Below are 24,713 nucleotides of genomic sequence, written 5' to 3'. Positions count from 1 at the left end.
GCAGGTGGTTCGGAAGCTTCCGGTTCTTCTTCAACCTGCTCAGGCTCAGGCTCGACCGTTTCCTCTTCAGGTTCGGTCTGCTGCAGCTCACGAGGCTTTTCGATCGTGAGCGGCTGAATGGTGAAGATGTCCTTTTCGGAAACGTTAACGTTTTCCTCTTCGGCGATCACTTCCGCAAGAGCTTCTTCCTGCTTCTGCGCCTCGCGCTCTTCAACCGCCTGGCGGACCTCAGCTTCTTCCTTCTGCTTCAAGGTAGCAAGGTGGCCGATCAATTCATCGCGCAGCTGCTGCTCTGGTTCGATAGCCGCTTCGTAGGTGGCCAAGGTGCTGTTCGCGGTCGCTGCAGCGGCGTCATAGTTCGCTGCGGCTTCCTGCGCGGCATTCTGTGCCGCGTCGGCGTACTCCTGCCAAGCCGAAACGAGGCCCTCGGCCTCGGTGGCGGTGTTGACGGACTGAACCTTCTGTTCGCTCAATGCGTCGATGGTAGCGGCCTTGTAGAACAGGTCGCCTTCCTGGTTGTCATCAAGGAGCAGGCTCAGGGTTGAGGTGCCAGCGCCGTTGCGGTAGATATCTGAGGCGATAGCGCCCAGATCGTTGCGGCTCTGCTCCAAGTAAGTCTTTGCGTACTCAAGCTGTTCAACGGCCTTCTCAGCTGCAGCGGTGCGCAGATCGCGCTCTTCGCCGGCAGTAAGCAGGGATTCCTGGGCCTGAGCGGCTTCGGTTTCAACGCGCTGCAACTCGGCACGGCTGGAAGCAAGAGAAGCTTCGATTCGCGCGATCATCGCGTTCGTCGAAGCTTTGTCCTTCTTTGCTTCCTGGATTTCCGCGTCCGACGGCAGCGCAGAAGTGCTTGGTGCGGCAGCGATCGCCACAGACTGAGGGAGTGAAGCTGAAGTGGATGCGGAAGCGGGCAAAGCGCCTGCAAGGCAGGACACCGCTAGGGCCAGGGTGCTTGCAGCAACACCGAGCGTGTGGCGAGTAGCCATATCGTTCCTCACTAAGTACATGGATGACGCGGAGTGCGTGAGTCGTGACTTTCAGCAATATGAAGGTCACGATTCGGATAAGACTCCAAATAGCACATTAGGCCAATTAAGACACGCTTGGCAACACTGTTCACATCAGTCACATGAATCCCATCCGTGTAATTCTCGGGCCTATTCGGCGGTGATCTGCACAGATAATGGTTTTCCGGTCCTGTGTGACTTATCGAGAGCAATTGGGAAATAGCTAATAGATGCGTCTCGCTTCGTTACCAAGGGCTTACTTGCCATGAAGTTTGGGTAACGTGCGGGGTGAATAGGTGCGGCTCAAAGCGTTGTCTTTAATAAGGGATCGTCTCTCGAAGTGCATGAAGATCCTTTGCTGCCCTCCGGACTTGGCTGTGGCGGCAAGGGAAAGTGGCCATGCCAAGTTCTTCCGGCGGCAATTTCTCGTCTCGCCGAGTTGGGCCGGCGCGAGTGCGGCCGGTGCCGGCCTATTAAACACCACTTTGGTTATGGGCATCGCAATTGAGCCGCGTCGCCTTCCGGGTGGAGGATGTGCCCCAGCGGCTAGTTTCGATCGCTGGCCTGTGGCCCGGGTCTCTCTCAGCTGGAAACATGCCGCCGGAATCTAATTGTTTTGTGAGGCAGATCTCAAAAGAAGATTTCGCGATTTCGGCGCTACGACCACCCTAATTCGTGCAATTTTGCATCGTCGATTCCGAAGTGGTGGGCCACTTCGTGCATCACCGTAATCCCGATTTCCCGCACTACTTCTTCACGTGTTTCGCAGGCTCGAAGCGTCGGATTCTTGAAGATCGTAATGCGATCCGGGAGTGCTCCGGCGCCCCAATCCAGGTCCCGTTCCGTGAGTGCGACACCCTCGTATAACCCCAGAATCTCAGGGTTTTCCGGCTCTCCAGGGAGAGGCTCGTACTCGTCTTCGATGAAGAAGATGACGTTGTCCATCATTGCGAAGGCGGCCTCTGGAATCGCGTCGATAGCCTGTTCGACCAGAGCCTGGAATTCGTCGTCATCCATCTCGAAAAGCATGGTTCCAGACTATGCCTGTGCACCCGATTTGGCATGGGTAAAACCCGCCAAGGAGCCGATTTTGCAAAAGCAAAAAACACTGCGTATAGTTATTGGAGTCCGCTACGGAGAAGCAAGAAACCGAAGCGAACAACTTAGGCCCCCATCGTCTAGCGGCCTAGGACACTGCCCTTTCACGGCAGCGGCACGGGTTCGAATCCCGTTGGGGGTACAAGCAACCACTTAGTGGTTGCCAGATGGAGAAATCCATTGGCTTGCGAAAGCAAGGCCCTGTAGCGCAGTTGGTTAGCGCGCCGCCCTGTCACGGCGGAGGTCGCGGGTTCAAGTCCCGTCAGGGTCGCTCAATTTACTATTCCAATAGTAAATTTGGTGTCCACTTAGTGGTACCAGGCTCTGTAGCTCAGTTGGTAGAGCGTTCGACTGAAAATCGAAAGGTCACCGGATCGACGCCGGTCGGAGCCACGCAGGCCCTCGGTTCATTCCGGGGGTTTTACTGTGTGACTTGAATTTATTCAAAGCACCAGGCCCTGTAGCGCAGTTGGTTAGCGCGCCGCCCTGTCACGGCGGAGGTCGCGGGTTCAAGTCCCGTCAGGGTCGCATACTAAACAGAAGCTCCGGATTCCGGAGCTTTTGCTGTATCCGGGGACAGGTAGCTAGTTTGCGCGACCCAGATGCCGCGGGCCGATCCAGCGACTGCTCAGCCGGCGGTATGCCGCAGCGGCGCTCGTCAGGTCCTCGTCTTCCAATGCCTGAATACCGTGCATCAGATCATTCACGGATTCATCTGGCCACACAATTTCTGCCAGCAGTCCATAATCCAGTTCAATCACCGAGCGGCTGTCGAAAGTTTCCAGCCAGCCGCCCAGGCTGCCCAGCTCCTCGAAAAGCTGCGACTGCGGCGCATGGGTCGCCAGCGTCTGCACTGCCCAAGACAGGCGGTTAATGGCCTGCTCGAAGGAGGCGTACATGCGAACGGATTTCAACTGCTCGCCGCTATGCACCAGCTCGTGCTCGTCATCTTCGCGGAAGAGGGCGAACCAGCCCAGCGGGATGCCCCACGACGAGGTCCTCGTGTGCAGATGGGTCAGGTCTTTGGCCAGGCGGTCGGCATCAACGCGTTGGGCATTGGCCTGCCGCGCTGCCGGCGGCACCAGCAGGTCGAACACCTCGGTCCGCATGGCTTCTTCGGCTTGTTCGGCGGCGAGCAGGCTGCGTGCCTGCAGCTGTCCTGGGCAGTACCGGGTGTGCTCGGTGCCTTGGTAGTCCAAGGACTTCACGCTGCGGAAGAATTCCGGCTCGTCGTGCGGGAACGGGTCGGAGACGTTGCGCAGGGTGCGGCTCCAGAGCCGCTCGTTCTCGAAGGCGTCCCATTGCTCCCCGGTGCGCCGGGGAGTGCGCAAGATGATGGACTGGGCCCAATCCTCAAAGGCGTCCAGCGGCTCATAGACGCGAAGGTGCGCTGTGGCGGCGGTCAGCTCTGCGGCGGGCCCAGTCATCTTTGGTCTCATGACTAGCCGGCCAGCTCCACGATGACCGGGGCGTGGTCGCTGGCGCCCTTGCCCTTGCGTTCCTCGCGGTCAATGCTCGCACCGATTACCCGTGCGGTGAGCGCCGGCGAGGTGAGCGAGAAATCGATGCGCATTCCTTCGCCCTTCGGGAAGCGCAACTGCGTGTAGTCCCAATAGGTGTATTGGCCTTCGGTATGCGGACGCACCACATCGGTGAAGCCGAGCTCCTCGAAGGCGGTGAAGGCGGCGCGCTCTGGCGCTGATACGTGGGTCATCTTGTTCTCGATGAAGAAGTCGATGTCCCAGACGTCTTCGTCCTTTGGCGCGATGTTCCAATCGCCCATCAAGGCAATCTGCGCCTCGGGATTCTGCTCCAGCCAGCCGGCGGATTCCTGCTTGAGCGCGTCCAGCCAGTTCAGCTTGTAGCCCATGTGCTCATCATCCAGCGCGCGTCCGTTCGGGACGTAAAGGCTCCAGATGCGTACCCCGCCGCAGGTTGCCGCGATGGCGCGAGGCTCTTGGATCGGGTTCTTTCCGGCCTTGCCGAATTCCGGCTGCCCAGGGAAGGTGCGTTCAACATCTTCGAGGCCAACGCGGGAGGCGATGGCAACGCCATTCCACTGGTTGACTCCGAAGTGCGCCACCTCGTAGTCGTTGTTCTCGAACAGTTCCCAGGGGAAATTGTCGTCTTTGCACTTAGTTTCCTGGATAGCCAGGACATCTACATCGGTGCGTCGCAGCCAATCCTCAACACGGTCGGCGCGGGCTCGCAGCGAGTTCACATTCCAGGTTGCAATCTTCACTAGTTCAACCTATCAAGTTTGCTGTCCTGTGCCACTTCAATTTAGTTGGAAGTCCGAGTATATTCGACACCAGTAGGTGACCTCAATCACTCAAAGGAGAGGCTGTTGCCTGAGATTTTGACCGAACGCCGGGGACACCTGGGACTCATAACGCTGAACCGGCCCAAGGCACTGAATGCGCTCAACACGGACATGTGCCGGGAATTCCTCGATGCCCTGCTCCAGTGGCGCAATGACCCGGAGATCGCCCAAGTAGCGGTCGTCGGCGCCGGGGAGCGCGGCCTGTGCGCCGGCGGGGATATCGTGGCGATCTACCGGGACATCCTGGACCGCAGTGGCGCTTCGGCCGACTTCTGGCGCATCGAATACCAGCTCAATGTCCTGATCGACGAGTACCCCAAGCCGTACATTGCGCTCATGGACGGAATTGTCCTTGGCGGCGGCATCGGCATTTCGGCGCACGGCAGCCATCGCATTGTTACCGAAGCCAGCCGGTGCGGCATGCCGGAAGTCGGCATCGGATTTTTCCCGGACGTGGGTGGAACGCATTTGCTGGCGCGTGCGCCGCATGCCGCCGGGCGCTTGGCGGCATTGACCGGAATGAAATTCGGCGCCGCCGACACCATCGCCTTGGGCCTGGCCGACTCCTATGTGCCGCAGGAGAAGATCCCCGACTTGCTCGCCGAGCTGGAAACCCGACCCGCCGCGGCAGTGCTGGCCGACTATGCGCAGAGCCCGGAGCCGGGATTCCTGCACGAAGAATGGGTGCAGTCCTTTAGCGAAGAAAGCATCCCAGCGGTAGTGCGTGCACTGGAGCGCAACGATTCCCCGCAAGCCCAGGAAGCGCTGAAGGCCCTGGTAGCTGCCTGCCCAAGCTCGGTACGCCTAGTCGAAGAACTCATTCGCCTGGCTGGAACCGATTTGAGAACGGATCTGCAGCGGGAATACCGGGCCGCCGTGCATCGGCTCGACGACCCGGATTTCGCCGAGGGCATTCGCGCCGCAGTGGTCGACAAGGACCGCAATCCGCAATGGACCGAAACGGTCCCCGGGCAAACTGCGGCCCAACGCACGCAAAGGCACCTGGCACCCTTGCCGGGAGCAGAACTGACTTTCGCACTGCTCGCTGAAGATCTAGAGGAAAAGAGCCACTCATGAGCGTCAAACCAGTTATCGGATTCCTCGGCATGGGCCACATGGGACTGCCCATGGCCATCAATCTGCACAAGGCCGGCTACCGGATCAAGGGCTTCGACGTGGTTCCTGCCGCGGTGCATGCGGCCGCGGAAGCAGGCATAGCCACCGTGGCGACCGGCGCAGAGGCGGCCACCGATGTCGATATCGTCATCACCATGTTCCCCTCGGGCAAGCACGTGCTCGATGCCTACCGTGAATACCTGCTGGAGAGCGCCAAGCCCAATACGCTCTTCCTGGAGTGCTCCACCATCGATGTAGCGCAGGCCCGTGAAGCGGCGCAGCTAGCGGTTGACGCGGGGCATCGTAGCGCCGATGCCCCGGTTTCCGGAGGCGTCGTCGGGGCGGAAGCGGGGACCCTGACCTTCATGCTCGGTGCGCAGCCCGAGGATCTTGAGCAGATCACCGGCGTGCTTGAGCATATGGGCAAGCGCATCGTGCATTGCGGCGGATATGGCGCCGGCCAGGCCGCGAAGGTCTGCAACAACATGCTGCTGGGCATCTCGATGATTGGCGCTGCCGAGGCGTTCGTGCTGGGAGAACGGCTGGGCCTGGAGCACCAGGCGCTGTTCGATGTCATTTCCTCGGCCTCGGGACAGTGCTGGTCGGTGACGACCAATTGCCCTGTGCCTGGGCCGGTGCCAGCTTCTCCAGCTAATCGCGATTACCAGCCGGGGTTCGCCGCCGCATTGATGGCCAAGGACCTGGGCCTGGCGGCCAGTGCGCTGGAGCATACGACGACCGATGCCCAGCTCGGCTCCCTTGCCGCGGCGCTGTACCGCAAATTCAGCGATGAAGGCAATGCGGGCACCGACTTCTCCGGGATCATCAATGCGATCCGCGACGGCTCGCTATAGGAAGTCCCCGGAGGCCTTGCGGAAGCGGGCCAGGATCTCGAAGATTTCGGTTGCGTCGGTGCCCGAAAGATTGCTTCGGGCGAAGAGCTTTTCGTTCAGGTCGTCACGGGCCGCGGGCAGCACCTGCTGGCCTGCGGCCGTGAGCTCCAATAGCCGGGTGCGGCCATCGGTTGGGTGCGGGATGCGCCGCACCAAGCCGGTGGCTTCCAGCCGGTCTACCGAATTGGTCAGGCTGGTTGCGTGAACTTGCAGGAGCTGGCTGGCCTGGCTCATGGGCAGGGAACCGCGCTTCGAGAAGCCGAGCAGGGCTAGTACTTCGAATCGCGCAAACGTCAGTCCGTGAGGCTTGAGGATGGCGTCGGCCCGCTGCAAGTAGATCGATGCGGTGCGCATCACCGCGGTAATCGCGGCCATGGAGTCGGCCTCGGCTGACCACCCATGGGAAATCCACTGTTCCCTGGCTTGCGCGATTGGATCGCGTGGCAGCGGAGAAGTCATTTGCATACCCCCAAAAGAAGACTTAGTCCAACAATATACTTGGACTTCCTATGGTTTGGAAGGAATCCCCAGATGGACCTCTTGAATATGGCCGGACAACTGGAGGAAGCCGAACGGCAGCGGCTGCGTGAAATCAGCCAGGTGGCGCAGCGCGAGGTGCGCCGCCAGTCGATTGGCTACTGGAACCGCGAAGAATTTCCCGCCGAGCTGATCGGCAAGCTGGCCGAATTGGGGCTGGGTGGTTTGCAGCTGGAGGACAGCTCTCATCTGCTGCGCGGGCTGATCCATGCAGAACTCGCCCGGGCCGATATTTCAACCTCATCAGTGGTCGGCATCCATAACGAACTGGTGCTTGGGATGATCCACGAACTGGGGTCGGAGCAGCAGCGGGCGCGGTGGCAGGACAAGCTCGCCGGGTTTGAAGCCTTCGGCGCATTTGCGCTGACCGAACCGGAGCATGGATCGGATATCGCCGGAGGCATAGGCGCCACCGCGCACCGCGGCGGGGACGAATACGTCATCAACGGCGCCAAGCGCTGGATCGGCATGGGTACGCTGAGCGATTTCGCGCTGGTCTGGGCCAAGGACGAGGAGACTGCGCAGATCGGAGCGTACCTCGTTGAGTCGGACCGCCCTGGATACAGCGCCACCAAGATTGAAAACAAGATCGGGCTGCGCGGCATGCAGAATGCGGATATCCGGCTGGAGAATGTGCGGATTCCAGTAGCGAACAAGTTGCCCGGGGCCACCAGCTTCGCCGCCGCAAACCAGCTGCTGATGCAATCGCGCGCTTGGGTGGGATGGCAGGCTGCCGGCGCGATGATGGCCACGCTCGACATCTGCAAGGCCTACGCCACGCAGCGCCAGCAGTTCGGCAAGCCGTTGGCCGCCTTCCAGCTGATCCAGCAGCCGCTGGCCGAAATCGCAGGCAATCTGGGCGCCTGCCTCTCCATGATGTGCGAGATTGCCCGCAAGCAAGAGCGTGGAAAACTGCGCATGGAGGATGCTGCCATGGCGAAGTCGACTGCCACCCGCCTGGCAAGGGAGTCGGCCGCGTTGGGCCGGGCAATGCTTGGCGGCAATGGCGTGGTGAGCGATTTCGAAATGGCCAAGGTCTTCTGCGATGTCGAAATTCTCCATACCTATGAAGGCACCTATGAGATCAACTCGCTGATCGTCGGGCGCGCGCTGACCGGAGTGAGCGCCTTCGTGTAGCCGGCTCCAGCGTCCTTCAAGATTTTCCTTTCCAAACCATAACAAGTACTTTCCAAAATGGAAAGTACTTGTTATGGTCAAGGGACAAGGAAGATCGAAGTCAAAGGAGCAGGGCAATGAAGATTCCATTCAGCACTTGGTACACCGTCATCATCGTTTCGGCAGGCCTGGCCTTCGCGGCAATGGCCTTGACCGCCTATGCCACGGGCAACAACTCGCTGCTCTTCATCGGCATGGGCTTCTTCATGGCCCTTTGCATGACCATGACTTCCATCCATGCCCAGCGTCAGCAGAAGGCCCGCAAGGCGGCCATCAAATGAGCTCCGACAATGAAATGACTCCCGAAGAGCAACTCGCCGCCCTGGGGATGGCGCAACAGGGAATGCAGCGGGCTGCCGGATACGGTGCCAAATTGCTGGGCACCTATTGCATCATCCTGGGGGTCCTCATGGGCGGGCTGGCGGCGCTGCTGCAGCTCTATCGCCCCGACGAGAATTTCACCGGCTTCATCGTCATCATGGTTTTGTTTGCCATAGCCGTCATAGCTATTTCCTTGGCCTACGGGAAGCTCTACCGCTCGCTGCCGCGCGGGCATTCAAAAATGTACCTCCGGGGATTCACTATCAGCATGGTGCTTTATGCGGTGGCTGTTGCGTTGCTCGGATCCGGATCCATGGGCTGGGGCGTCATCGCGTTGATCTGGATCATCGTTGCCGCACCGTTGTCGCTGACCGGAATTGCGATGGTGCGCAAGTGAGTTCCCATGCCCGTGAACGGCTCAATGACGATTTCTCCAACCCGGTGCGGCTTTCGCTAATGGGTTCCCTGCAAGCAGTAGACGAAGCTGACTTCAAATCCTTGAAGGAAGCCATCGGCATTTCGGATTCGGTGCTGTCGAGGCATTTGAGCGCACTGGAGGCCGGAGGGTACGTGCAGATCAAGAAGGGGTACGTGGGCAAAAGGCCCCGCACCTGGGCGAAGCTGACTTCGTCCGGGCAAGAGGCCTTTGCGCAACATGTCCAGGCGCTGAAGGAAATTACCGGATTGGGATAACTGCTAGGCGCGCCACCACTTGTCCCAGTAGGTGGCAGGCACGGTGCGCTTATGCCGTGATCCCAGGAAGCGCCGCTCGATGGCTTCGGCAGCGGACGGATCGATCTCTCGGCCCTCGAGGTAATCGTCAATCTGCGGATAGGTCAGGCCGAGCTCGTCTTCATCTGCGCGCAGGGGCTGGCCATCCAGCAGATCCGCGGTCGGCTCCTTGGCCCACAGCAGCTCAGGGGCCTGCAGCTCGCGCAGCAGCGCCTGGTTCTGGCGCTTGTTCAGCCCGGCCAAGGGCAACAGATCCGCTGCACCGTCGCCGAACTTGGTGAAGAAGCCGGTGACCGACTCGGCCGCGTGGTCAGTGCCCAGGACCAGCATCCCGCGGTCGCCGGCCATGGCATACTGCATCAGCATTCGGGAGCGGGCCTTGAGGTTGCCGCGGTTGAAATCGCTCAGCGCCGGGTGCCCTGCATCAGCCAGGGCCTCGTCGAAGGCGGCGACCGGCTTCTGGATGTTCACCTCGAACTGCTCGTCGGCAGCCACGAAATCCATGGCGGCTTGGGCATCGGCAGCATCCTTCTGCACGCCATGCGGCAGGCGCACCGACACGAAGCGGGCCTCGCCGCCGGCATCTCGCACCTCTTCAACTGCCAGCTGGGCCAGACGACCAGCCAGCGTCGAATCGATGCCGCCGGAAATACCCAGCACGAATCCTTTCGCACCGGTGGCGGACAGATAGTCCTTGAGGAAGTCGATGCGCTGGCGGATCTCGCCGGCCGGGTCGATTTCCGGGCGCACGCCCAGCTCTTCAATGATCTTTGCTTGCAGTTCACGCATGCTTCTAATCCTAGGCATGAGCCATCGCCGTGCGGTACCGCTGCACCGGCTGGGAACGAAAGTTAATCTGTTCTCAACAAATCCCGGCGGGGCTATGCTGATTCCCGGTCGGGATCCCAGCCCAGGTTTCGGGCGATCTTCTCCAGGGTTTCAACCACAGCGTCATATTCGGAACCATCCAGGTCTTGGCCGAACTGGGTGCGGATCTTCTCCACCAGCTCGCTGAGCTTGAGCAGCGAAGTGTGCCCACGCTCGGTGATGGAATATTCGCCGTTCACTGCCGTAACCCAACCTGATTCGATCAGCTCGGCAAGGTGTTCCCGCAATGATTGCGGTTCATCCGGGGAGGCGAAGAATGGGGAAAGCCCGGCGTCCAGCTGCGCCTCGGTGGCAGGCTGCTGCTCCAGCAGGTTGAGCACCTGCCATTGCCTGCGCGTCACACCGTGTTCTTCCAGAGTCGCTGCAAACTGCTCGTCAATCAGCGAATCCACCAATTTCAACCAGTAACCCAAGGGGCGTTTTGCGTTCATGAAAACAGCCTAGCCATGATGCCGACTAGAATCGAGGGTATGAGCGAAACCAGCGCGCGTGAGCGACTAAAAGAACTGATCCAAGAACTAGCCATTGTGCGCGGCAAGGTCACCTTGTCCTCGGGCAAGGAGGCCGATTACTACATCGATCTGCGCCGTGTCACCCTGCATCAGGAAGCATCCGGACTCGTTGGCGAAGTCATGCTTGACCTGCTGGACGAGGCCAAGTTGGAATTCACCAATGTCGGCGGCCTGACCATGGGCGCCGACCCGGTAGGCACCGCCATCATGCACACCGCACGTGCCAAGCAGCGCGCCATCGATGCATTCGTGGTCCGCAAGGCGCAGAAGTCCTACGGCATGGGCCGCCAGGTCGAGGGGCCAAGCGTCGAGGGCCGCGATGTCATCGTGCTTGAGGATACTTCCACCACTGGCGGCTCCGCGCTGACCGCTGTAGAAGGTGTGCGCAAGGCAGGCGGCAACGTCATTGCCGTGGCAGTGATCGTTGACCGCGACACCGGAGCCAAGGAACGCATCGAGGAAGAAGCCGGCGTTCCCTACCTCTTCGCCTACGGCAAGGACGAGCTGGGCCTGTAGCCAGCGCAGATTTGCACGGAGGGCACCTCGTTGCGCAGTGGAATATTTCCGGTGCGCGGCGGGGTGCTTTGCTTTGCCCGCTAGCTGTTGCGCGGATGTGAGGTGGTCTCGCGCGGAACGAGCACCGCTGGCAGGTGGTCCGGTGATTGGACGTTCTCGCCGGCAAGCAGGCCCAGCAGCATGTTCACCGCTTGGGCACCCATCTCATGCAGTGGCTGGCGCACGGTGCTCAGCGGGGGAGTGGCCTGCGCCGCCTCGGGAATGTCGTCGAAGCCGATGATCGAGAGGTCGCCGGGGACCTGCAGCCCGCGTTCGCCGGCAACTTCCAACGCGGCCAGGGCCGAAAGGTCGTTGGCCGCAAAGATTGCGGTGGGCGGTTCGGGAAGATCGAGCAGGTTATTGGCGGCCTGCACAGCGGTGTCATGCTGGTAATCGCCGTCGTGGGCCAAATGCGGGTCGAAGTCCACGCCGACCTCTTCCAGCGCTTGGCGGTAGCCCTGCTCGCGCAGCTGCGCGGAAGCCAGATCTGCTCGTCCGCGGATATGCCCGATGCGGCGATGGCCCAGATCCAGCAGGTGCTTGGTGGCAGTGTAGGCTCCGGCGCGGTTATCCACATCGATGGCCAGTGGCATTTCCGGCCCCGCATGCGGGTCGATGGCCACAACCGGAACCGAGCTGTGCGGGACCTCCACCGTCGGGGTGACGATGATCGCCCCGTCGATCAGCGTTCCGCCCAAACGGGACAGCGAACGGCGCTCCCAGCCGGCATGCCCGTCCGGCGAAAGGTTGCCCGCGTAGGCCATCAGATCGTATTGCGTTCCGCGCAGGGTTGCGGAGATGCCGTTGAGCAGGCCCAGCGAGAACGGCTCGAATTCCGCAACCAGGATGCCGATGATGTTGGTGCGGGTGCTGCGCAGCGAGGAAGCGACCAGCGAAGTCTCATAACCCAGCTCGCTGATGACCTGATGGACCTTGGCGATGGTGGCCGGGGCAACTCCGTAGCGGCCGTTGACGACCTTCGACACGGTTGAGACCGAGACCTGCGCGGCGCGCGCGACGTCGTTGATGGTCACGCGTGAGCCGGAGGGCTCGCCGGAAAGCTTCTGATGGGCGGGAATCTCGGGAATTCCGGTCTGAGGGGTCATCACTCGACCAACAGTAGCGCAAAACACTCTGGAAATCCGTGACTTCACGGGGAAATGGCGGGGAATCGCAAACTTTCCGATAACGTTTTCGTAATGGATTTGGAAAACGTTATCGAAAACGATTGACATGACCTGCGTCACGGTGCAATTCTTGGTGGAGCCAATCGCCTGCCGCCCGAAGTCGACAGGTCATCATCACAGCTGAGGAGCACGAGCATGTTATCCAAGACCCGAGGTGCGCAGATTCTGGCGCTGGCCGCAACAACTGCCTTGCTGGCCACTGGCTGCGCCTCCGGCGCAAACGAGGATGGGTCCTCGGCCGACGGAACGACCACCATCACCTGGTGGCACAACTCCAACAACGGCGACGGCAAGGCCTACTACGAAAAAGTGGCCGCCGACTTCGAAGCCGCCCACGAAGGGGTGGAAGTCGAAGTCAGCGCAATGCAGCACGAGGACATGCTCACCAAGCTCGATGCGGCTTTCCAAAGCGGGGACGCCCCGGATGTCTACATGGAACGCGGCGGCGGAGAGCTCGCGGCCCACGTGGCCGCGGGACTGACCAAGGACCTGACCGACGCGGCCTCCGAGGAAATCGCCTTCCTCGGCGAGAGCGCGGGAGGCTGGCAGCTCGACGGCAAGACCTACGCCTTGCCGTTCTCGCTGGGTGGGGCCGGATTCTGGTACAACAAGGCCTTGTTCAAGGAAGCGGGCATCGACTCGGCTCCGCAGACCTTCGATGAACTGATCGAAGCCACCGGCAAGCTGAAGCAGGCCGGCATCGACCCGATGTCCATTGGAGCAGGCGACAAGTGGCCAGCAGCCCACTATTGGTACTACGCGGCGGTGCGCGAATGCTCCCAGCAGACCCTTGCCGACGCGGTCGCCAACCTCGATTTCAGCGACCAGTGCTTCGTGGCGGCCGGGGAGGACGTGGAGAAGCTGATCAAGGCCGAGCCATTCAACCCGGGCTTCCTCTCCACCCCGGCGCAGTCCGGCCCCACGTCCGCTTCCGGCCTGCTGGCCACCGGCAAGGTCGCCATGGAGCTGGCTGGCCACTGGGAACCAGGAGTCATGCAGGGACTGACCGAAGATGGCACCGGCTTGGGCGAGGACACCGGGTGGTTCCCATTCCCCGCCATCGAGGGAGGCCAGGGCGACCCTGCCGCGCAGCTTGGCGGTGGCGATGCCTGGGCAGTTTCCGAAGGTGCACCAGATGCGGCCGTCGACTTCGTGAAGTACATGCTCTCCACCGAGGTCCAGCGCGGATTCGCCGAACTGGACATGGGCCTGCCGACCAACCCGGAGGCCAAAGACGCGATCTCTGACCCGGCACTGGCCTCGTTGATGGACGTGCGGGATGACGCGCCGTACTTCCAGCTCTACTTCGACACCGCTTTCGGTGCATCGATTGGCGGCGCGATGAACGATGAAATTGCCCTGCTCTTCGCCGGCAAGTCCGATGCGCAGAAGATCGTCGACGCCAGCCAAGATGCCGCTGACCTGGAGAAGTGATCCGAGCCGTGGCCCCAGAAGCAACCTATGCAGCCAGCCCGCCCGCCAGCGGCCTGGGCGGGCATTCCGACAGCGAGCCCGCCCAGGCGGCCAGCGCACCGCCACCGCCCAGTGGTGCCAAGCGCACACGCAAGCCCGCTGAGCGGCGCAAGAATCTGGAGATCCTGTTCTTCGTCAGCCCGGCATTGCTGCTGATCGCGGTCTTCATGCTGATCCCCATCATCCAGGCGGTGCGCTTCTCGGTGTACAACTGGAAGGGCTTCGGCCCGCTGGTGGACTTCGTAGGCTTCAAGAACTACGTGCGGGTGCTGGGCAACGAGGTGTTCACCGATGCCCTGGTCCATAACCTGGTCATCATCGGCGGTTCCATCGCCCTGCAGCTCCCGATCGGTCTGGGCATCGCGCTGCTGCTGAATCGGAAGATGAAGATCCAGTCCTTGCTGCGCACCATCATCTTCGTGCCCTACGTGCTCTCCGAAGTCATTGCCGGTGTGGTCTGGTTCCAGTTGCTGCAGCCGCAATACGGGGTCATCGACACCATCTTGTCCAAGCTGGGGATCCAAGGGCCGGCCCAAGGCTGGCTGGGCACGCCGGAACTGGCCTTGTGGACGGTGCTGGGCGTACTGACCTGGAAGTACCTTGGGCTGGCGGTGATCCTGTTCCTTGCCGGACTGCAGGGCGTGCCTTCCGAACTCTACGAAGCGGCGGAAATCGACGGCGCCTCCTGGTGGCAGATCCAGCGGAAGATCACCATCCCGCTGTTGGGACCCACCCTGCGCACCTGGGGCTTTTTGTCCATGATCGGATCGCTCCAGCTTTTCGACATGGTCTGGATCCTCACCGGCGGCGGCCCGGCGAACGCCACGACCACCATGGCCAGCTTCCTGGTTTCGGAAGGAACCAAGCGCCAGAACTTCGGCATTGCCGCGGCAGCCTCGGTCATCTTGTTCATCGTCGCACTGGTGCTGGCCATCTCCTACCAGCAGTTCATCCTCAAGCGCGATGCGCAACCGGACGGCGAGCGACCGAAGCGGAAGAAGGCCAAAGCATGAGCACCACCCTGGAAACCCGCCCGCAGCACACCCCGGCCCAGGCCCTCCGCGCCAAGAAGCGCAGCCGCCGGCAGGGCGGAAACGCCCTGGTCTACGCCATCGCCTTGGCGGTCGTCGCGATCACCCTGGGGCCGGTCCTCTACGGCGTGCTGGGAGGATTCCGCACCAATGCCCAGCTGGCCGAGAACCCGGCAGGCCTTCCCGCGCCGTGGGTGCTGGACAATTACGCGGGCGTGCTGAAGAACCCGGACTTCTGGCAGTACGCGCTGAACTCCACGATGATCGCGCTGATCACCACCATCATCGTCGTGGTCTTCGGCATCATGGCCGCTTACCCGCTGGCCCGCTACCAGTTCCGCCTGCGTGAACCGATCTTCATGGTCTTCGTGCTCGGCTTGCTGTTCCCCGCCACTGTGGCGATCGTTCCGCTATTCATCCTGATTACCCGCGACCTGGGCCTGGGCAACACCTGGTGGGGCGTGGCGCTGCCGCAGGCGGCCTTCGCGCTGCCGATGACAGTGGTCATCCTGCGTCCGTTCCTGATGGCATTGCCGCAGGAGCTGGAAGAAGCGGCCCAGCTCGATGGCGCCAGCCGCATGGGCTTCTTCTGGAAGATCCTGTTGCCGCTGTCCGGACCGGGCATGGTCACCGTCGGCGTGCTGGCCTTCGTGGGTTCGTGGAATGCGTACCTGCTTCCGCTGCTGCTCCTGCAAGGCGACATGCGCACCTTGCCGCTGGGCGTCGCCGACTACTCCAGCGAACACTCGGCGGATACCGCCGGAGTCTTCGCGTTCACCGCGCTGGCCATGATCCCGGCACTGATCTTCTTCCTGGCCATGCAGAAACGCATCGTCAACGGCCTGCAGGGCGCGGTCAAGGGCTGATCCAGCCCGCCTGAAGCTATCGAAATCTTTGAAGATAAGGAACTGTGAATGAAAACCGTCGAGCAAGCCTGGCACGACATCTCCCTTCCGGCCGAGCAACGCGTCGCCGCGCTGATGGATGAAATGACCCTGGAAGAGAAAGCCGCGCAGCTGGGCTCGTTCTGGATCCGCCCGGAGGAAGAACGCCACGATGGCGAGGCCAATGTCGCGCCGATGGCCGACACCTTCAGCGCCAGCCCCAGTTTCGAAGACGCCATCAAGGACGGATTGGGACATATCACCCGCGCCTTCGGCACTATCCCACTGGCTCCCGCCGAGGGCCGCCAACGCCTGGTTGAACTGCAAGAGCAGGTCATCACCGCCAACCGCCTGGGCATCCCGGCCATTGCCCACGAGGAGTGCCTGACCGGCTTCACCACCCTGGGGGCCACCTGCTATCCGGCGTCCATCGCCTGGGGCGCCACCTTCAATCCGGAACTCATTGGAGGCATGGCCCGGCGCATCGGTGCCGACATGCTGAAGATGGGCGTGCACCAGGGGCTGTCCCCGGTCCTTGACGTGGCCCGGGACTACCGCTGGGGCCGGGTGGAAGAGACCATGGGCGAAGACCCCCACCTGGTGGGCGAGCTGGCAGTAGCCTATGTGCGCGGCCTGCAGGACTCCGGGGTGCATGCCACCTTGAAGCACTTCGCCGGCTACGCGGCCTCGCAAGCCGGACGCAACCACGCGCCGGTCTCCCTGGGTCCGCGCGCCGTGGAAGACACCGTCTTCCCTCCGTTCGAACGCGCAGTGCGCGAAGCCGGCGTGAAGTCAGTAATGAATTCCTATGCTGACCTGGATGGCGAAGCGCCAGCGGGCAGCCGCCGGTTGCTCACCGACGTGCTGCGCGGACGCTGGGGGTTCAAGGGAACCGTCGTGGCCGACTACTGGTCCGTCAGCTTCCTGCACAGCATGCATGAAGTCGCCGCAGACGAGGACGCGGCCGGCCGGCTGTCCCTGGAAGCCGGCATGGACGTTGAGCTGCCGGAGACCACCGCCTTTGCCAACCTCGCCCAGGCCGTCCGCGCTGGCGCGCTGGAGCAGGAAGTCCTGGACACCGCGGTGCGCCGGGTGCTGGCCCAGAAGCTCGACATGGGCTTGCTGGATCCCGGCTGGAATCCGCGCAAGGCCTGGCTTGGCGAGGATGTGGAACTGGATTCGGCGGATAACCGCGCCCAGGCCCGGACCATGGCTGGGGAATCCATTATCCTGCTGCGCAATCAGCAGATCCTCCCCTTAAAGAACCCGGCGCGCCTGGCGGTCATCGGCCCCAGCGCCTCCCAGCCGCGCACCCATCTAGGCTGCTACTCCTTCACCAACCACGTCTACTCGCGTTTTGCCGAGCAACAGGACTACGGCGTGCCGATGGCCTCCATCCTCGAATCCCTGCAGCAAGCTCCCGCGCTCGCCGGATCACAGATCGAGTATGCCCGCGGCGTGGACTTCACCGACCTCGATGATTCGGGTATCGCCCAGGCCGTCGACACGGCGCGCCATGCCGACGTCGCGGTGGTTGCCGTCGGCGACCTCGCCGGCCTCTTTGGGCGCGGCACCTCGGGAGAGGGCTGTGACGTTGCCGACCTTAGCCTGCCCGGGCGGCAGGGGGAGCTGGTGGAAGCGGTGCTGGCGACCGGCACCCCGACGGTGCTGGTGCTGGTCACCGGGCGCCCGTACGCGCTGGGACAGTACGCGGATCGCACCGCGGCCATCGTCCAGTGCTTCATGCCGGGCGTGGAAGGCGGGCCGGCGCTGGCCAGCGTGCTGACTGGCGAGATCAATCCATCGGGCAAGCTGCCGGTGCAGATTCCCCACCATGTCGGCGGGCAGCCGGGGACCTACTTGGCCTCCAAGCTGGCCTGGCATGCCGAAGGCGTCACCAACCTCGATCCGCGTCCGCTGTACCCCTTCGGCTACGGCAGCTCCTATACCAGTTTCGGCATCTCCGGCCTTGAGCTGTCGCAGGCGTCAATCGCCACCGATGGCACCCTCCAGATCAGCGCCACCGTTGCGAACACCGGGGCGCGGTCCGGCGCCGAGGTAGTGCAGCTGTATCTGGCTGATGCGGTGTCGCAGGTGGTGCGTCCGCGCCGCTGGCTTGCCGGTTTCGCCAAGGTGCAGCTCGAAGCAGGGGAGTCGAAGCGGGTCACCTTCACGCTTCACGCCGACCGCACCTCGTTCACCGGCCTGTCCGGAAAGCGCATCGTGGAACCGGGAACGTTCACGGCGATGGTGGGCTCGAGCAGCGAAGATCTCGCAGTGCAAGCCGATTTCGAGATCACCGGGACGGTGCGTGAAGTGGCCGAGGGCCGCGTGATGGACACCCCGGTGGCTATCGCGTAGCCGCTAGGCGGTACGTCGCCGCAGCGTCAGGGATCCGACCAGCAGTGCTGCAACGATCCAGGCGACGATGACCAGCATGCTGCTGGCCGTCGCGGAATCCACTGTTCCCGCCGCGACATCTGAGAGGGCGTCGATGGCGTGGGACAGCGGAAGCCAGTCTCCAATGGCATCCAACACTCCGGGCAGCTGGTCGCGGGGCAGGATGATTCCGGCCAGCAGGAACTGCGGGATGACCAGTGCAGGCATGAACTGGACTACTTGGAATTCGGTGCGTGCGAAGGCTCTGGCCATCAACCCGAGGCTGATGCCCAGCAACGCGTCGAGGGCTGCCACGGCAAACAGCAGCCAGAAGCTGCCCTCGATTTCCAAGCCGCAAACCCAAATGGCGAAAACGACCGCGATCATCGTCTGGAGGATCGCAACCAGGGTGAAGGCCAGCGCATAGCCGAAGATGAACTCGCCCTTGGCCAGCGGCATGCTCAGCAGGCGCTCGAGGGTTCCGCTGCGCCGCTCGCGCAGGGTCGAGATGCTGGTGACCAGGAACATCACCACGAACGGGAACAAGGCGATCATTGCCGGGCCGATGCGGCTGAAGGCCGGGGTGTCGGTGAAGATCCAGGCGATCAGGCCGATCAGCAGGCTGGGCACGATGAGCATCAAGGCGATGGTCCGCGGATCGTGGCGCACCTGGGCCAAGACCCGAGCGGTGGTGGCGAGTGTGCGTTTCATGGCTGCGTCCCTTCTGCCGAGGCCCGATGCTTCGGAGCAGATGCATTGCGGCTTGGCAGCTGCGCGGCGCCGCCTGCTTCGATCAGCGCAACGAAAGCATCTTCGGGATTCTGCGCACCGGTGGATTCCATCAACGCTTCCGGGGTCATCTGGCCGAGCAGTTTCCCCTCGCGCAGCAGCAGTACTTCATCGCACCGCATGGCTTCGTCCATGACATGGCTGGAGACGACAAGGCAAAGGCCGGTGGCCGCCAGTCGCGAGAACATCGCCCACAAATCCGCCCGCAGGACCGGGTCCAAGCCCACCGTGGGCTCATCCAGGATGACAATGTCCGGCGAGCCAAGCAATGCGATGGCCAAGGACACCCGATTGCGCTGCCCGCCGGACAGATCCATGGCTAGCCGGTCGGAGTGATCCGCGAGGTCCGTGGTTTCCATGACCCGCTCCACTTCGGCTGCCGGCTGCCCGAGGATCTTGGCGAAGTAGGCGATGTTCTGCTTGACGCTCAAATCGTCATAGACGCTGGCGGCCTGGGTCATGTAGCCGACCCGATGGCGCAGCGATTTGTGCCCGGCGGGCTTTCCGAGAACGGTGACAGTTCCGCCGCTGATGATCTGGTTGCCCACGATGCTGCGCAGCAGGGTGCTCTTGCCGCTGCCGCTGGGTCCGAGCTAGCCGATGATCCGTCCCGGCGCCAGTTGGAAGCCCACCTGGTCCAGGACCAATGCCCTTCCGCGTCTGACGTCGAGCCGCTGCACATCGACACAAGCCTTTTTATTCATCACATAATGAATTGGAGACCTCCGCCAGCAGCATGTCAATGATCCAGTGCAGGCAATTCCCCGGTGAGGTAGCGCTGGATGGCGGGAGCTACCAGCTCGATCACCTGCTCGTCATCCATGGAGGCCAAAGGCTCCAAGTCAATGATGTAGCGGGCGACAATGAGCCCAATGATCTGGCTGGCGACCAGGGCAACCCGGGGTTCGGCGCTTTCTTCGGGCAAACGCGAACCCAAGCGCGAGAAGATCTCCTTCTGCAGAAAGGGGCGGAGGATCTTCGTCGCGCTGCTGCTGGAAATCAGTCCCCGGATCATGGCCGTTGCCGCAGTGCGGAAGGCGGGCTTGCGCCAGGTGGTGAGCAAGGCGCGAACCAGCGCCTCGCCCATCTGCTCCAGCGGCGCCGTGGCGGCCTGGGCGATGATTTCCCCTGGATTGACGGGGATATGCATGGTCTGGACGAACAGGTCGTCCTTGTCCTTGAAGTAGTGGTGCACCAGCGCAGGATCCACCCGGCCCGGCGCGCTACCGAACGGAGGCTGGCTGCCTCGTATCCGGCATGGGAAAATTCCTTGGACGCGGCCTTGAGGATCGCCGCTTTGGTTGTCCCCGTGGTGCTGCCCTTGGGCCGCCCGCGCTTCCGCGCACCCGGGACCTCGTTCGGTACTTGCTCGCTCACGGTTTCAGCATACGTCCGGAACCGTGCGCCAACGCAGAAAGGCCGGGCAAAAGCCCGGCCTCTCATGGATCAGCGAATGCTACTTCTTGGAAGCGGACGCTTCCGATGCTGCGGCGCCCTTGGCGAGTTCGGCATGCAGGTTCGCCACGGAAGGGAACTGGAGGTCCGGGCGGAACGGGAAGGTGTCCATGTCTTCCCGGGCGGTGATGCCGGTGTACACCAATGCCGTAAGCAGTCCGGCTTCCATGCCCGCAACAATATCGGTGTCCATGCGGTCGCCGATCATCGCGGTGGTTTCCGAGTGCGCATCGATCCGGTTCAAGGCGGAGCGGAACATCATCGGGTTCGGCTTGCCCACTACGTACGGGTCGCGGTTGGTCGCACGCGAGATCAGGGCCGCGATGGCGCCGGTGGCCGGCATGATGCCCTCGGTGGAGGGGCCGGTGGCGTCCGGATTCGTGGCGATGAACTTCGCCCCGCCTTCGATCAGCCGGATGGCCTTGGTGATGGCTTCAAAAGAGTAGGTGCGGGTTTCGCCCAGAACCACGTAGTCAGGGTTCTGATCGGTCATGATGAAACCTGCGTCGTGCAGTGCGGTGGTCAGGCCGGCTTCGCCGATGACGAAGGTGCGGCCTCCGGGGCGCTGGCGAGCCAGGAACTCGGCGGTGGCCATCGCGGACGTCCAGATGTTCTCCTCCGGGACGTCCAGGCCAGAGGCCAGCAAGCGGGCGCGCAAATCGCGCGGGGTGAAGATGGAGTTGTTGGTCAGCACCAGGAAGCGCAGGTTGTTTTCGCGCCAGTAGCCCAGCAGCTCGGCGGCGCCCTTGATGGCCTGGTTCTCGTGCACCAATACGCCGTCCATGTCGGTGAGCCAGCATTTGATGTCGTGGACGGTACGTGTACCGCGGATTGAAGTTGTCACGAGGCGTGGATCCTCCCTGGGAAAGTATGTGGTGGGAGCTATCGGCACTGAAAGTATCCCCTTCTATTAAGAGATTACACAGCCTCGTGCAAATGCACCGTGAACAAGGGCACGAACATAACGAACTACGCTTAATGCTGTGAACGAAGAAACGCATGAACCAGTGAATGATCCCGGTGCGCAGCATGTCATCGGTGTGGGCCCCTGGGAAGGGGAGCTGCCTACCGACGGAAGATACGATCCTCAGCTGCTTGCCGAGGGCGACCGGCGCAACGTCGCGGACAAATACCGCTACTGGAAGATGGACGCCATCATTGCTGATCTTGACGAACGCCGCCACGATTTCCATATCGCGATTGAAAACTGGCAGCACGATATGAACATCGGCACTGTGGTGCGCAGCGCTAATGCCTTCTTGGCCAAGGAAGTCCATATCATCGGCCGCCGCCGCTGGAATCGGCGAGGCGCCATGGTCACGGATCGGTACCAGCATGTACGCCACCATGCAACGGTGGAAGAGTTCGTTGCCTGGGCCGAAGGCGAAGGGCTGACCATTCTGGGCATCGATATCTTCCCGGATTCCGTTCCATTGGAAACCTACGATCTTCCGAAGAACTGCGTGCTAGTCTTCGGGCAAGAAGGTCCCGGACTCAGCCCGGAAGTCCATGCCGCAGCCAAGGACACCTTGTCCATCGAGCAGTTCGGGTCGACTCGTTCAATCAATGCGGCTTCCGCCGCCGGGATTGCCATGCACGCATGGGTGCGCAGGCACGTGTTCGGGCAAAAAGTAGGGTAACTGGAAATTTAATACTGGCGAGTTTAGTCGAGCATCTGGATTAGTTACCATTTTCGGCCTACGCTGGATTTTGGTTATGAAAATGTGATCTGGGAGAGGGCGGTCGTGAAACGACGTCATCAAGTGAACCACGACTTGTTGTTGCCGGGTTTGCCGCGACGCAGGAAACCATTGGTTATATGGTCGACTTCTATCGTCGCTGCGCTCGGGCTGACAGGAGCCTTGGCGATCCCAATCATGGCGCAGGTCGGAGATACCAGGCAGGGAAATATCCCCGTAGGCATCGATGCTGTCGCTGATCCGTCGATGTTCAACGGGCCCGTCTATGTCAGCGCCGACGCTCCACTGAACGCCTTCGGCGGTTCCGGCAAGGAACTGGCAATTGACGGACGTCCAGTGGGCATGATCGATGGCGCTGATGCTGAATCCGAAGCATCCGGCGATGACAACGAATCCTCCGCATTGCTCGCCGGCATGGTCGGTGAACTGGGCAAGCTGCCCGGTGACCTGCAGCTGATGCACCCGGTCAAGACGCGCAAGATTTCCAGCCCCTACGGCTGGCGTGCCAACCCAACCGGTCCGGGCAACCAGATCCACATCGGCCAGGACTACCCGATTGCCTGCGGCTCGCCCGTTTACGCTTCCGAGGCTGGAACGGTCACCGTATCCTCATGGGCAGGCCACTCAGGCATGCGTGTGACCATTGATCACGGCAGCAATGTCCAGACTGGCTACAGCCACAATTCAAAGTTGATTGCCAAGGTGGGGCAGCGGGTCGAACAGGGGGAGCTGATTGCCTTGGCTGGCACTACCGGCAATTCGACCGGTTGCCATGTGCACTTCGAGGTCATCATCGATGGCCGTTGGCACGATCCGCGCAACTACCTGCCAACCATTCCTGGACAGCGTCAGGCAATGATTAATTCGCAGCGCCTGACGGTCAACGCCGGCACCGCTCCGAAGGGCAACGGCTCCCAGACGCCAGATCGCGCTCCAAGTGGCCCGGATCCAGATGTGATCGTTCCCGAGGACGATACTCCAGTCATTCCGAAGCCGAAGCCGAAGCCGACCCCATCGGAAACGAAGCGCCCGTCGCCAAGCGAGAGCGAATCCCCAAGCGGTTCGCAGTCGCCCGATGGCTCGCAGAGCCCAGACGGGTCGACGAGTCCAAGCGAGTCGGAGAGTCCAAGCGGCTCGACGAGCCCTGACGGTTCAGAAACCCCGGACGAAAGCGAATCCACGGCCCCTGCTCCAACCTCCCCTGCACCCACTGAGGGAACCAAGGAAGAGGAAACCTCAACGAAGCCTGAAGACGAAGCAGTTACGAATTCTCCAACGAAGTCGGCTGCTCCGCCGAAGACAGATTCCTCGAAGTCGACGTCAACCGGAAGCGAAACTCCGAATGCGTCCACGAGCTCGGCGCCAGCTCCAAGCACAACGAGCACTACGCAGGTGGCTCCGTCGGGAAGCAGTTCCCAGAGCGCAACAAACGAATAAAGAACGCAATAAGCCAACGGCCAACCGTCATGAGACAAGTTCTCCTCTGGGTTGGCCGTTTGCTTTGCCGTAAACCTCGGAAATCCCCGTGTCATGATCTGAGATTTAGGACTCAGCTAGTGACATAGCCGATAGGATGGATGGCGAACCGCCGTCAATGGAGACGCGTAACCTCGCTAATCACCAGGAGTGAAGCATGCCTATCGCAACCCCCGATAAGTACAATGCAATGATCGATGCTGCCAAGGCAGGCGGCTACGCCTTCCCAGCAGTGAACGTGACCAGCTCGCAGACTTTGAACGCCGCAATTCGCGGTTTCGCAGAGGCTGAATCCGACGGCATCATCCAGGTCTCCACCGGCGGTGCCGCCTACTGGTCGGGTGCGTCCATCAAGGACATGGTTGCCGGCTCGCTGGGCTTCGCGGCCTTCGCCCGCCAGGTTGCCAAGAACTACGGCGTGAACATCGCGCTGCATACCGACCACTGCCCAGCTGACAAGCTCGATGATTTCGTGCTGCCGCTGCTGGCCGCTTCGGAAGCCGAAGTTGCCGCAGGTCGCGATCCATTCTTCAACTCCCACATGTGGGACGGTTCGGCTGAAACCCTTGAAGAGAACCTGCGCATTGCCGCAGAACTGCTGCCGCGCACCCATGCTGCCAAGCAGATCCTCGAGGTCGAGATCGGCACCGTGGGCGGCGAGGAAGACGGCGTGGAGAACGCCATCAACGACAAGCTGTACACCACCGTCGAGGACGCGCTGGCCACCATTGAGGCCCTGGGCTCCGGCGAGAAGGGCCGCTACATCACCGCGCTGACCTTCGGCAACGTGCACGGCGTGTACAAGCCGGGCAACGTGAAGCTGCGTCCGGAGATCCTGAAGGACATCCAGGCGCAGGTAGGCGCCAAGATCGGCAAGGCGAACCCATTCGACCTGGTGTTCCACGGCGGCTCGGGCTCCTCGGAGCAGGAAATTGCTGACGCGGTCTCCTACGGCGTGATCAAGATGAATATCGATACCGATACCCAGTACGCGTTCACCCGCCCGGTAGCTGGCCACATGTTCTCCAACTACGACGGCGTGCTGAAGGTCGACGGCGAGGTCGGCAACAAGAAGACCTACGATCCACGCGTCTGGGGTGCCAAGGCCGAGGAATCCATGGCTGCCCGCATCGTTGAAGCTGCCCAGCAGCTCGGCTCGGCTGGAAAGTCGCTGAAGTAGA

Annotated in this window: 25 protein-coding genes, 4 tRNA genes and 2 pseudogenes; 18 read left to right on the top strand and 13 right to left on the bottom strand. The window is 61.9% G+C overall.

Annotated elements, in window-relative coordinates; translation table 11 throughout:
- Together EKH49_RS16575 and EKH49_RS10445 are read right to left on the bottom strand one after the other, a co-directional pair.
- Positions 1 to 986 (bottom strand): hypothetical protein (locus EKH49_RS16575; protein ID WP_161567501.1); only part of this gene is annotated, 986 nt, incomplete at its 3' end.
- 678 nt (positions 987 to 1,664) lie between these two features.
- A complete protein-coding gene (locus tag EKH49_RS10445) occupies positions 1,665 to 2,036 on the bottom strand; it encodes a metallopeptidase family protein (RefSeq protein ID WP_066143491.1) in 372 nt (123 codons plus the stop codon).
- 138 nt (positions 2,037 to 2,174) lie between these two features.
- Between EKH49_RS10445 and EKH49_RS10440 the strand changes: the two genes are divergently transcribed.
- The 4 genes from EKH49_RS10440 (at position 2,175) to EKH49_RS10425 (ending at position 2,633) form a co-directional block, all read left to right on the top strand.
- A tRNA-Glu gene (locus EKH49_RS10440) sits at positions 2,175 to 2,247 on the top strand.
- Between the two features lie 55 nt (positions 2,248 to 2,302).
- Positions 2,303 to 2,376 (top strand) — tRNA-Asp (locus EKH49_RS10435).
- 49 nt (positions 2,377 to 2,425) lie between these two features.
- Positions 2,426 to 2,498 (top strand) — tRNA-Phe (locus EKH49_RS10430).
- A gap of 61 nt (positions 2,499 to 2,559) precedes the next feature.
- Positions 2,560 to 2,633 (top strand) — tRNA-Asp (locus EKH49_RS10425).
- A 56-nt stretch (positions 2,634 to 2,689) separates the two neighbouring features.
- On the opposite strand, the gene EKH49_RS10420 is transcribed toward EKH49_RS10425, so the two are convergent.
- On the bottom strand, positions 2,690 to 3,532 hold the full coding sequence (locus tag EKH49_RS10420; protein WP_052253858.1) for a hypothetical protein: 843 nt from the start codon (positions 3,530 to 3,532) through the stop codon (positions 2,690 to 2,692).
- 14 nt (positions 3,533 to 3,546) lie between these two features.
- On the bottom strand, positions 3,547 to 4,347 hold the full coding sequence (locus EKH49_RS10415) for an exodeoxyribonuclease III (RefSeq protein WP_128470795.1): 801 nt from the start codon (positions 4,345 to 4,347) through the stop codon (positions 3,547 to 3,549).
- 105 nt (positions 4,348 to 4,452) lie between these two features.
- On the opposite strand from EKH49_RS10415, the gene EKH49_RS10410 reads away from it, so the two are divergent.
- Together EKH49_RS10410 and mmsB are read left to right on the top strand one after the other, a co-directional pair.
- Positions 4,453 to 5,505: a 3-hydroxyisobutyryl-CoA hydrolase gene (locus tag EKH49_RS10410; protein WP_128470794.1), complete on the top strand. Its 1,053-nt coding sequence runs from the start codon at positions 4,453 to 4,455 to the stop codon at positions 5,503 to 5,505.
- Positions 5,502 to 6,398, top strand: coding sequence for a 3-hydroxyisobutyrate dehydrogenase (gene mmsB, locus EKH49_RS10405; RefSeq protein ID WP_128470793.1), 897 nt, complete (start codon positions 5,502 to 5,504; stop codon positions 6,396 to 6,398). Before EKH49_RS10410 ends, mmsB begins: the two co-directional genes overlap by 4 nt.
- Here mmsB and EKH49_RS10400 read toward each other — a convergent pair.
- Complete coding sequence (locus tag EKH49_RS10400; protein WP_066143502.1) at positions 6,393 to 6,896, bottom strand: MarR family winged helix-turn-helix transcriptional regulator; 504 nt, start codon at positions 6,894 to 6,896, stop codon at positions 6,393 to 6,395. The genes mmsB and EKH49_RS10400 overlap by 6 nt on opposite strands.
- A 72-nt stretch (positions 6,897 to 6,968) precedes the next feature.
- On the opposite strand from EKH49_RS10400, the gene EKH49_RS10395 reads away from it, so the two are divergent.
- The 4 genes from EKH49_RS10395 (at position 6,969) to EKH49_RS10380 (ending at position 9,164) form a co-directional block, all read left to right on the top strand.
- Positions 6,969 to 8,111 carry an acyl-CoA dehydrogenase family protein gene (locus tag EKH49_RS10395; protein WP_066143505.1) on the top strand — a complete coding sequence of 381 codons (1,143 nt, stop codon included), beginning with the start codon at positions 6,969 to 6,971 and terminating at the stop codon, positions 8,109 to 8,111.
- Between the two features lie 116 nt (positions 8,112 to 8,227).
- Positions 8,228 to 8,431: a hypothetical protein gene (locus EKH49_RS10390; protein ID WP_128470792.1), complete on the top strand. Its 204-nt coding sequence runs from the start codon at positions 8,228 to 8,230 to the stop codon at positions 8,429 to 8,431.
- Positions 8,428 to 8,868 (top strand): hypothetical protein, encoded by a 441-nt coding sequence (locus EKH49_RS10385; protein WP_128470791.1) that lies wholly within the window; start codon positions 8,428 to 8,430, stop codon positions 8,866 to 8,868. The genes EKH49_RS10390 and EKH49_RS10385 overlap by 4 nt, the downstream gene beginning before the upstream one ends.
- The gene (locus tag EKH49_RS10380) at positions 8,865 to 9,164 is read left to right on the top strand and encodes a winged helix-turn-helix domain-containing protein (protein WP_038992006.1); all 300 of its coding nucleotides are present in this window, start codon (positions 8,865 to 8,867) and stop codon (positions 9,162 to 9,164) included. The genes EKH49_RS10385 and EKH49_RS10380 overlap by 4 nt, the downstream gene beginning before the upstream one ends.
- 3 nt (positions 9,165 to 9,167) lie before the next feature.
- Here EKH49_RS10380 and nadE read toward each other — a convergent pair whose 3' ends face one another.
- Together nadE and EKH49_RS10370 are read right to left on the bottom strand one after the other, a co-directional pair.
- Positions 9,168 to 9,992, bottom strand: a complete 825-nt coding sequence (gene nadE, locus EKH49_RS10375) for an ammonia-dependent NAD(+) synthetase (RefSeq protein ID WP_128470790.1) — start codon at positions 9,990 to 9,992, stop codon at positions 9,168 to 9,170.
- A 92-nt stretch (positions 9,993 to 10,084) separates the two neighbouring features.
- On the bottom strand, positions 10,085 to 10,522 hold the full coding sequence (locus EKH49_RS10370; RefSeq protein ID WP_038992004.1) for a MarR family winged helix-turn-helix transcriptional regulator: 438 nt from the start codon (positions 10,520 to 10,522) through the stop codon (positions 10,085 to 10,087).
- A gap of 39 nt (positions 10,523 to 10,561) precedes the next feature.
- On the opposite strand from EKH49_RS10370, the gene pyrE reads away from it, so the two are divergent.
- On the top strand, positions 10,562 to 11,119 hold the full coding sequence (gene pyrE, locus EKH49_RS10365) for an orotate phosphoribosyltransferase (RefSeq protein ID WP_174787674.1): 558 nt from the start codon (positions 10,562 to 10,564) through the stop codon (positions 11,117 to 11,119).
- 80 nt (positions 11,120 to 11,199) lie between these two features.
- Here pyrE and EKH49_RS10360 read toward each other — a convergent pair whose 3' ends face one another.
- Entirely contained in the window at positions 11,200 to 12,264 is a 1,065-nt protein-coding gene (locus tag EKH49_RS10360; RefSeq protein WP_128471017.1) for a LacI family DNA-binding transcriptional regulator, read from the bottom strand.
- 216 nt (positions 12,265 to 12,480) lie between these two features.
- Between EKH49_RS10360 and EKH49_RS10355 the strand changes: the two genes are divergently transcribed.
- Genes EKH49_RS10355 through EKH49_RS10340 form a run of 4 tightly spaced genes read left to right on the top strand, consistent with a single transcriptional unit; the run spans position 12,481 to position 18,094 of the window.
- Entirely contained in the window at positions 12,481 to 13,779 is a 1,299-nt protein-coding gene (locus EKH49_RS10355) for an extracellular solute-binding protein (protein ID WP_128470789.1), read from the top strand.
- 8 nt (positions 13,780 to 13,787) lie between these two features.
- Positions 13,788 to 14,831, top strand: a complete 1,044-nt coding sequence (locus EKH49_RS10350; RefSeq protein ID WP_128470788.1) for a carbohydrate ABC transporter permease — start codon at positions 13,788 to 13,790, stop codon at positions 14,829 to 14,831.
- Positions 14,828 to 15,715 carry a carbohydrate ABC transporter permease gene (locus tag EKH49_RS10345; protein WP_128470787.1) on the top strand — a complete coding sequence of 296 codons (888 nt, stop codon included), beginning with the start codon at positions 14,828 to 14,830 and terminating at the stop codon, positions 15,713 to 15,715. The genes EKH49_RS10350 and EKH49_RS10345 overlap by 4 nt, the downstream gene beginning before the upstream one ends.
- A 48-nt stretch (positions 15,716 to 15,763) precedes the next feature.
- Positions 15,764 to 18,094 (top strand): glycoside hydrolase family 3 N-terminal domain-containing protein, encoded by a 2,331-nt coding sequence (locus tag EKH49_RS10340; protein ID WP_128470786.1) that lies wholly within the window; start codon positions 15,764 to 15,766, stop codon positions 18,092 to 18,094.
- A 3-nt stretch (positions 18,095 to 18,097) separates the two neighbouring features.
- Here EKH49_RS10340 and EKH49_RS10335 read toward each other — a convergent pair whose 3' ends face one another.
- The 5 genes and pseudogenes from EKH49_RS10335 to EKH49_RS10320 form a co-directional block, all read right to left on the bottom strand.
- Positions 18,098 to 18,823, bottom strand: coding sequence for an ABC transporter permease (locus tag EKH49_RS10335; RefSeq protein WP_128470785.1), 726 nt, complete (start codon positions 18,821 to 18,823; stop codon positions 18,098 to 18,100).
- Positions 18,820 to 19,482 (bottom strand): annotated as a pseudogene (locus EKH49_RS10330) (ABC transporter ATP-binding protein); the annotation flags it as partial. The gene EKH49_RS10335 and the pseudogene EKH49_RS10330, both read right to left, overlap by 4 nt.
- A 158-nt stretch (positions 19,483 to 19,640) precedes the next feature.
- Positions 19,641 to 20,096, bottom strand: a complete 456-nt coding sequence (locus tag EKH49_RS16570) for a TetR/AcrR family transcriptional regulator (protein WP_236641121.1) — start codon at positions 20,094 to 20,096, stop codon at positions 19,641 to 19,643.
- A 26-nt stretch (positions 20,097 to 20,122) separates the two neighbouring features.
- Positions 20,123 to 20,344 (bottom strand): annotated as a pseudogene (locus tag EKH49_RS17175) (hypothetical protein); the annotation flags it as partial.
- 13 nt (positions 20,345 to 20,357) lie between these two features.
- On the bottom strand, positions 20,358 to 21,200 hold the full coding sequence (locus EKH49_RS10320) for an HAD-IIA family hydrolase (protein WP_128470783.1): 843 nt from the start codon (positions 21,198 to 21,200) through the stop codon (positions 20,358 to 20,360).
- Positions 21,201 to 21,339: 139 nt separating this feature from the next.
- On the opposite strand from EKH49_RS10320, the gene EKH49_RS10315 reads away from it, so the two are divergent.
- The 3 genes from EKH49_RS10315 (at position 21,340) to fbaA (ending at position 24,712) form a co-directional block, all read left to right on the top strand.
- Positions 21,340 to 21,996 carry a TrmH family RNA methyltransferase gene (locus tag EKH49_RS10315; RefSeq protein ID WP_128470782.1) on the top strand — a complete coding sequence of 219 codons (657 nt, stop codon included), beginning with the start codon at positions 21,340 to 21,342 and terminating at the stop codon, positions 21,994 to 21,996.
- Positions 21,997 to 22,218: 222 nt separating this feature from the next.
- Positions 22,219 to 23,493, top strand: a complete 1,275-nt coding sequence (locus tag EKH49_RS10310) for a peptidoglycan DD-metalloendopeptidase family protein (protein WP_128470781.1) — start codon at positions 22,219 to 22,221, stop codon at positions 23,491 to 23,493.
- Between the two features lie 196 nt (positions 23,494 to 23,689).
- Complete coding sequence (gene fbaA, locus EKH49_RS10305) at positions 23,690 to 24,712, top strand: class II fructose-bisphosphate aldolase (RefSeq protein ID WP_128470780.1); 1,023 nt, start codon at positions 23,690 to 23,692, stop codon at positions 24,710 to 24,712.
- Position 24,713: the final 1 nt, after the last annotated feature.

Origin of the sequence: Glutamicibacter sp. HZAU (assembly GCF_004100365.1) — a bacterium.
Classification (GTDB): domain Bacteria; phylum Actinomycetota; class Actinomycetes; order Actinomycetales; family Micrococcaceae; genus Glutamicibacter; species Glutamicibacter nicotianae.
Note: the sequence above shows the minus strand (reverse complement) of the source record. Positions and strands in the feature narration are given on the sequence as shown.

Bases quoted from the DNA above. Each gene is read 5' to 3' on its own strand.
- EKH49_RS10445 (WP_066143491.1), bottom strand. From the start codon at position 2,036: ATGCTTTTCGAGATGGATGACGACGAATTCCAGGCTCTGGTCGAACAG.
- EKH49_RS10420 (WP_052253858.1), bottom strand. From the start codon at position 3,532: ATGACTGGGCCCGCCGCAGAGCTGACCGCCGCCACAGCGCACCTTCGC.
- mmsB (WP_128470793.1), top strand. From the start codon at position 5,502: ATGAGCGTCAAACCAGTTATCGGATTCCTCGGCATGGGCCACATGGGA.
- EKH49_RS10400 (WP_066143502.1), bottom strand. From the start codon at position 6,896: ATGACTTCTCCGCTGCCACGCGATCCAATCGCGCAAGCCAGGGAACAG.
- EKH49_RS10395 (WP_066143505.1), top strand. From the start codon at position 6,969: ATGGACCTCTTGAATATGGCCGGACAACTGGAGGAAGCCGAACGGCAG.
- EKH49_RS10390 (WP_128470792.1), top strand. From the start codon at position 8,228: ATGAAGATTCCATTCAGCACTTGGTACACCGTCATCATCGTTTCGGCA.
- EKH49_RS10385 (WP_128470791.1), top strand. From the start codon at position 8,428: ATGAGCTCCGACAATGAAATGACTCCCGAAGAGCAACTCGCCGCCCTG.
- nadE (WP_128470790.1), bottom strand. From the start codon at position 9,992: ATGCGTGAACTGCAAGCAAAGATCATTGAAGAGCTGGGCGTGCGCCCG.
- EKH49_RS10370 (WP_038992004.1), bottom strand. From the start codon at position 10,522: ATGAACGCAAAACGCCCCTTGGGTTACTGGTTGAAATTGGTGGATTCG.
- pyrE (WP_174787674.1), top strand. From the start codon at position 10,562: ATGAGCGAAACCAGCGCGCGTGAGCGACTAAAAGAACTGATCCAAGAA.
- EKH49_RS10360 (WP_128471017.1), bottom strand. From the start codon at position 12,264: ATGACCCCTCAGACCGGAATTCCCGAGATTCCCGCCCATCAGAAGCTT.
- EKH49_RS10355 (WP_128470789.1), top strand. From the start codon at position 12,481: ATGTTATCCAAGACCCGAGGTGCGCAGATTCTGGCGCTGGCCGCAACA.
- EKH49_RS10345 (WP_128470787.1), top strand. From the start codon at position 14,828: ATGAGCACCACCCTGGAAACCCGCCCGCAGCACACCCCGGCCCAGGCC.
- EKH49_RS10340 (WP_128470786.1), top strand. From the start codon at position 15,764: ATGAAAACCGTCGAGCAAGCCTGGCACGACATCTCCCTTCCGGCCGAG.
- EKH49_RS10335 (WP_128470785.1), bottom strand. From the start codon at position 18,823: ATGAAACGCACACTCGCCACCACCGCTCGGGTCTTGGCCCAGGTGCGC.
- fbaA (WP_128470780.1), top strand. From the start codon at position 23,690: ATGCCTATCGCAACCCCCGATAAGTACAATGCAATGATCGATGCTGCC.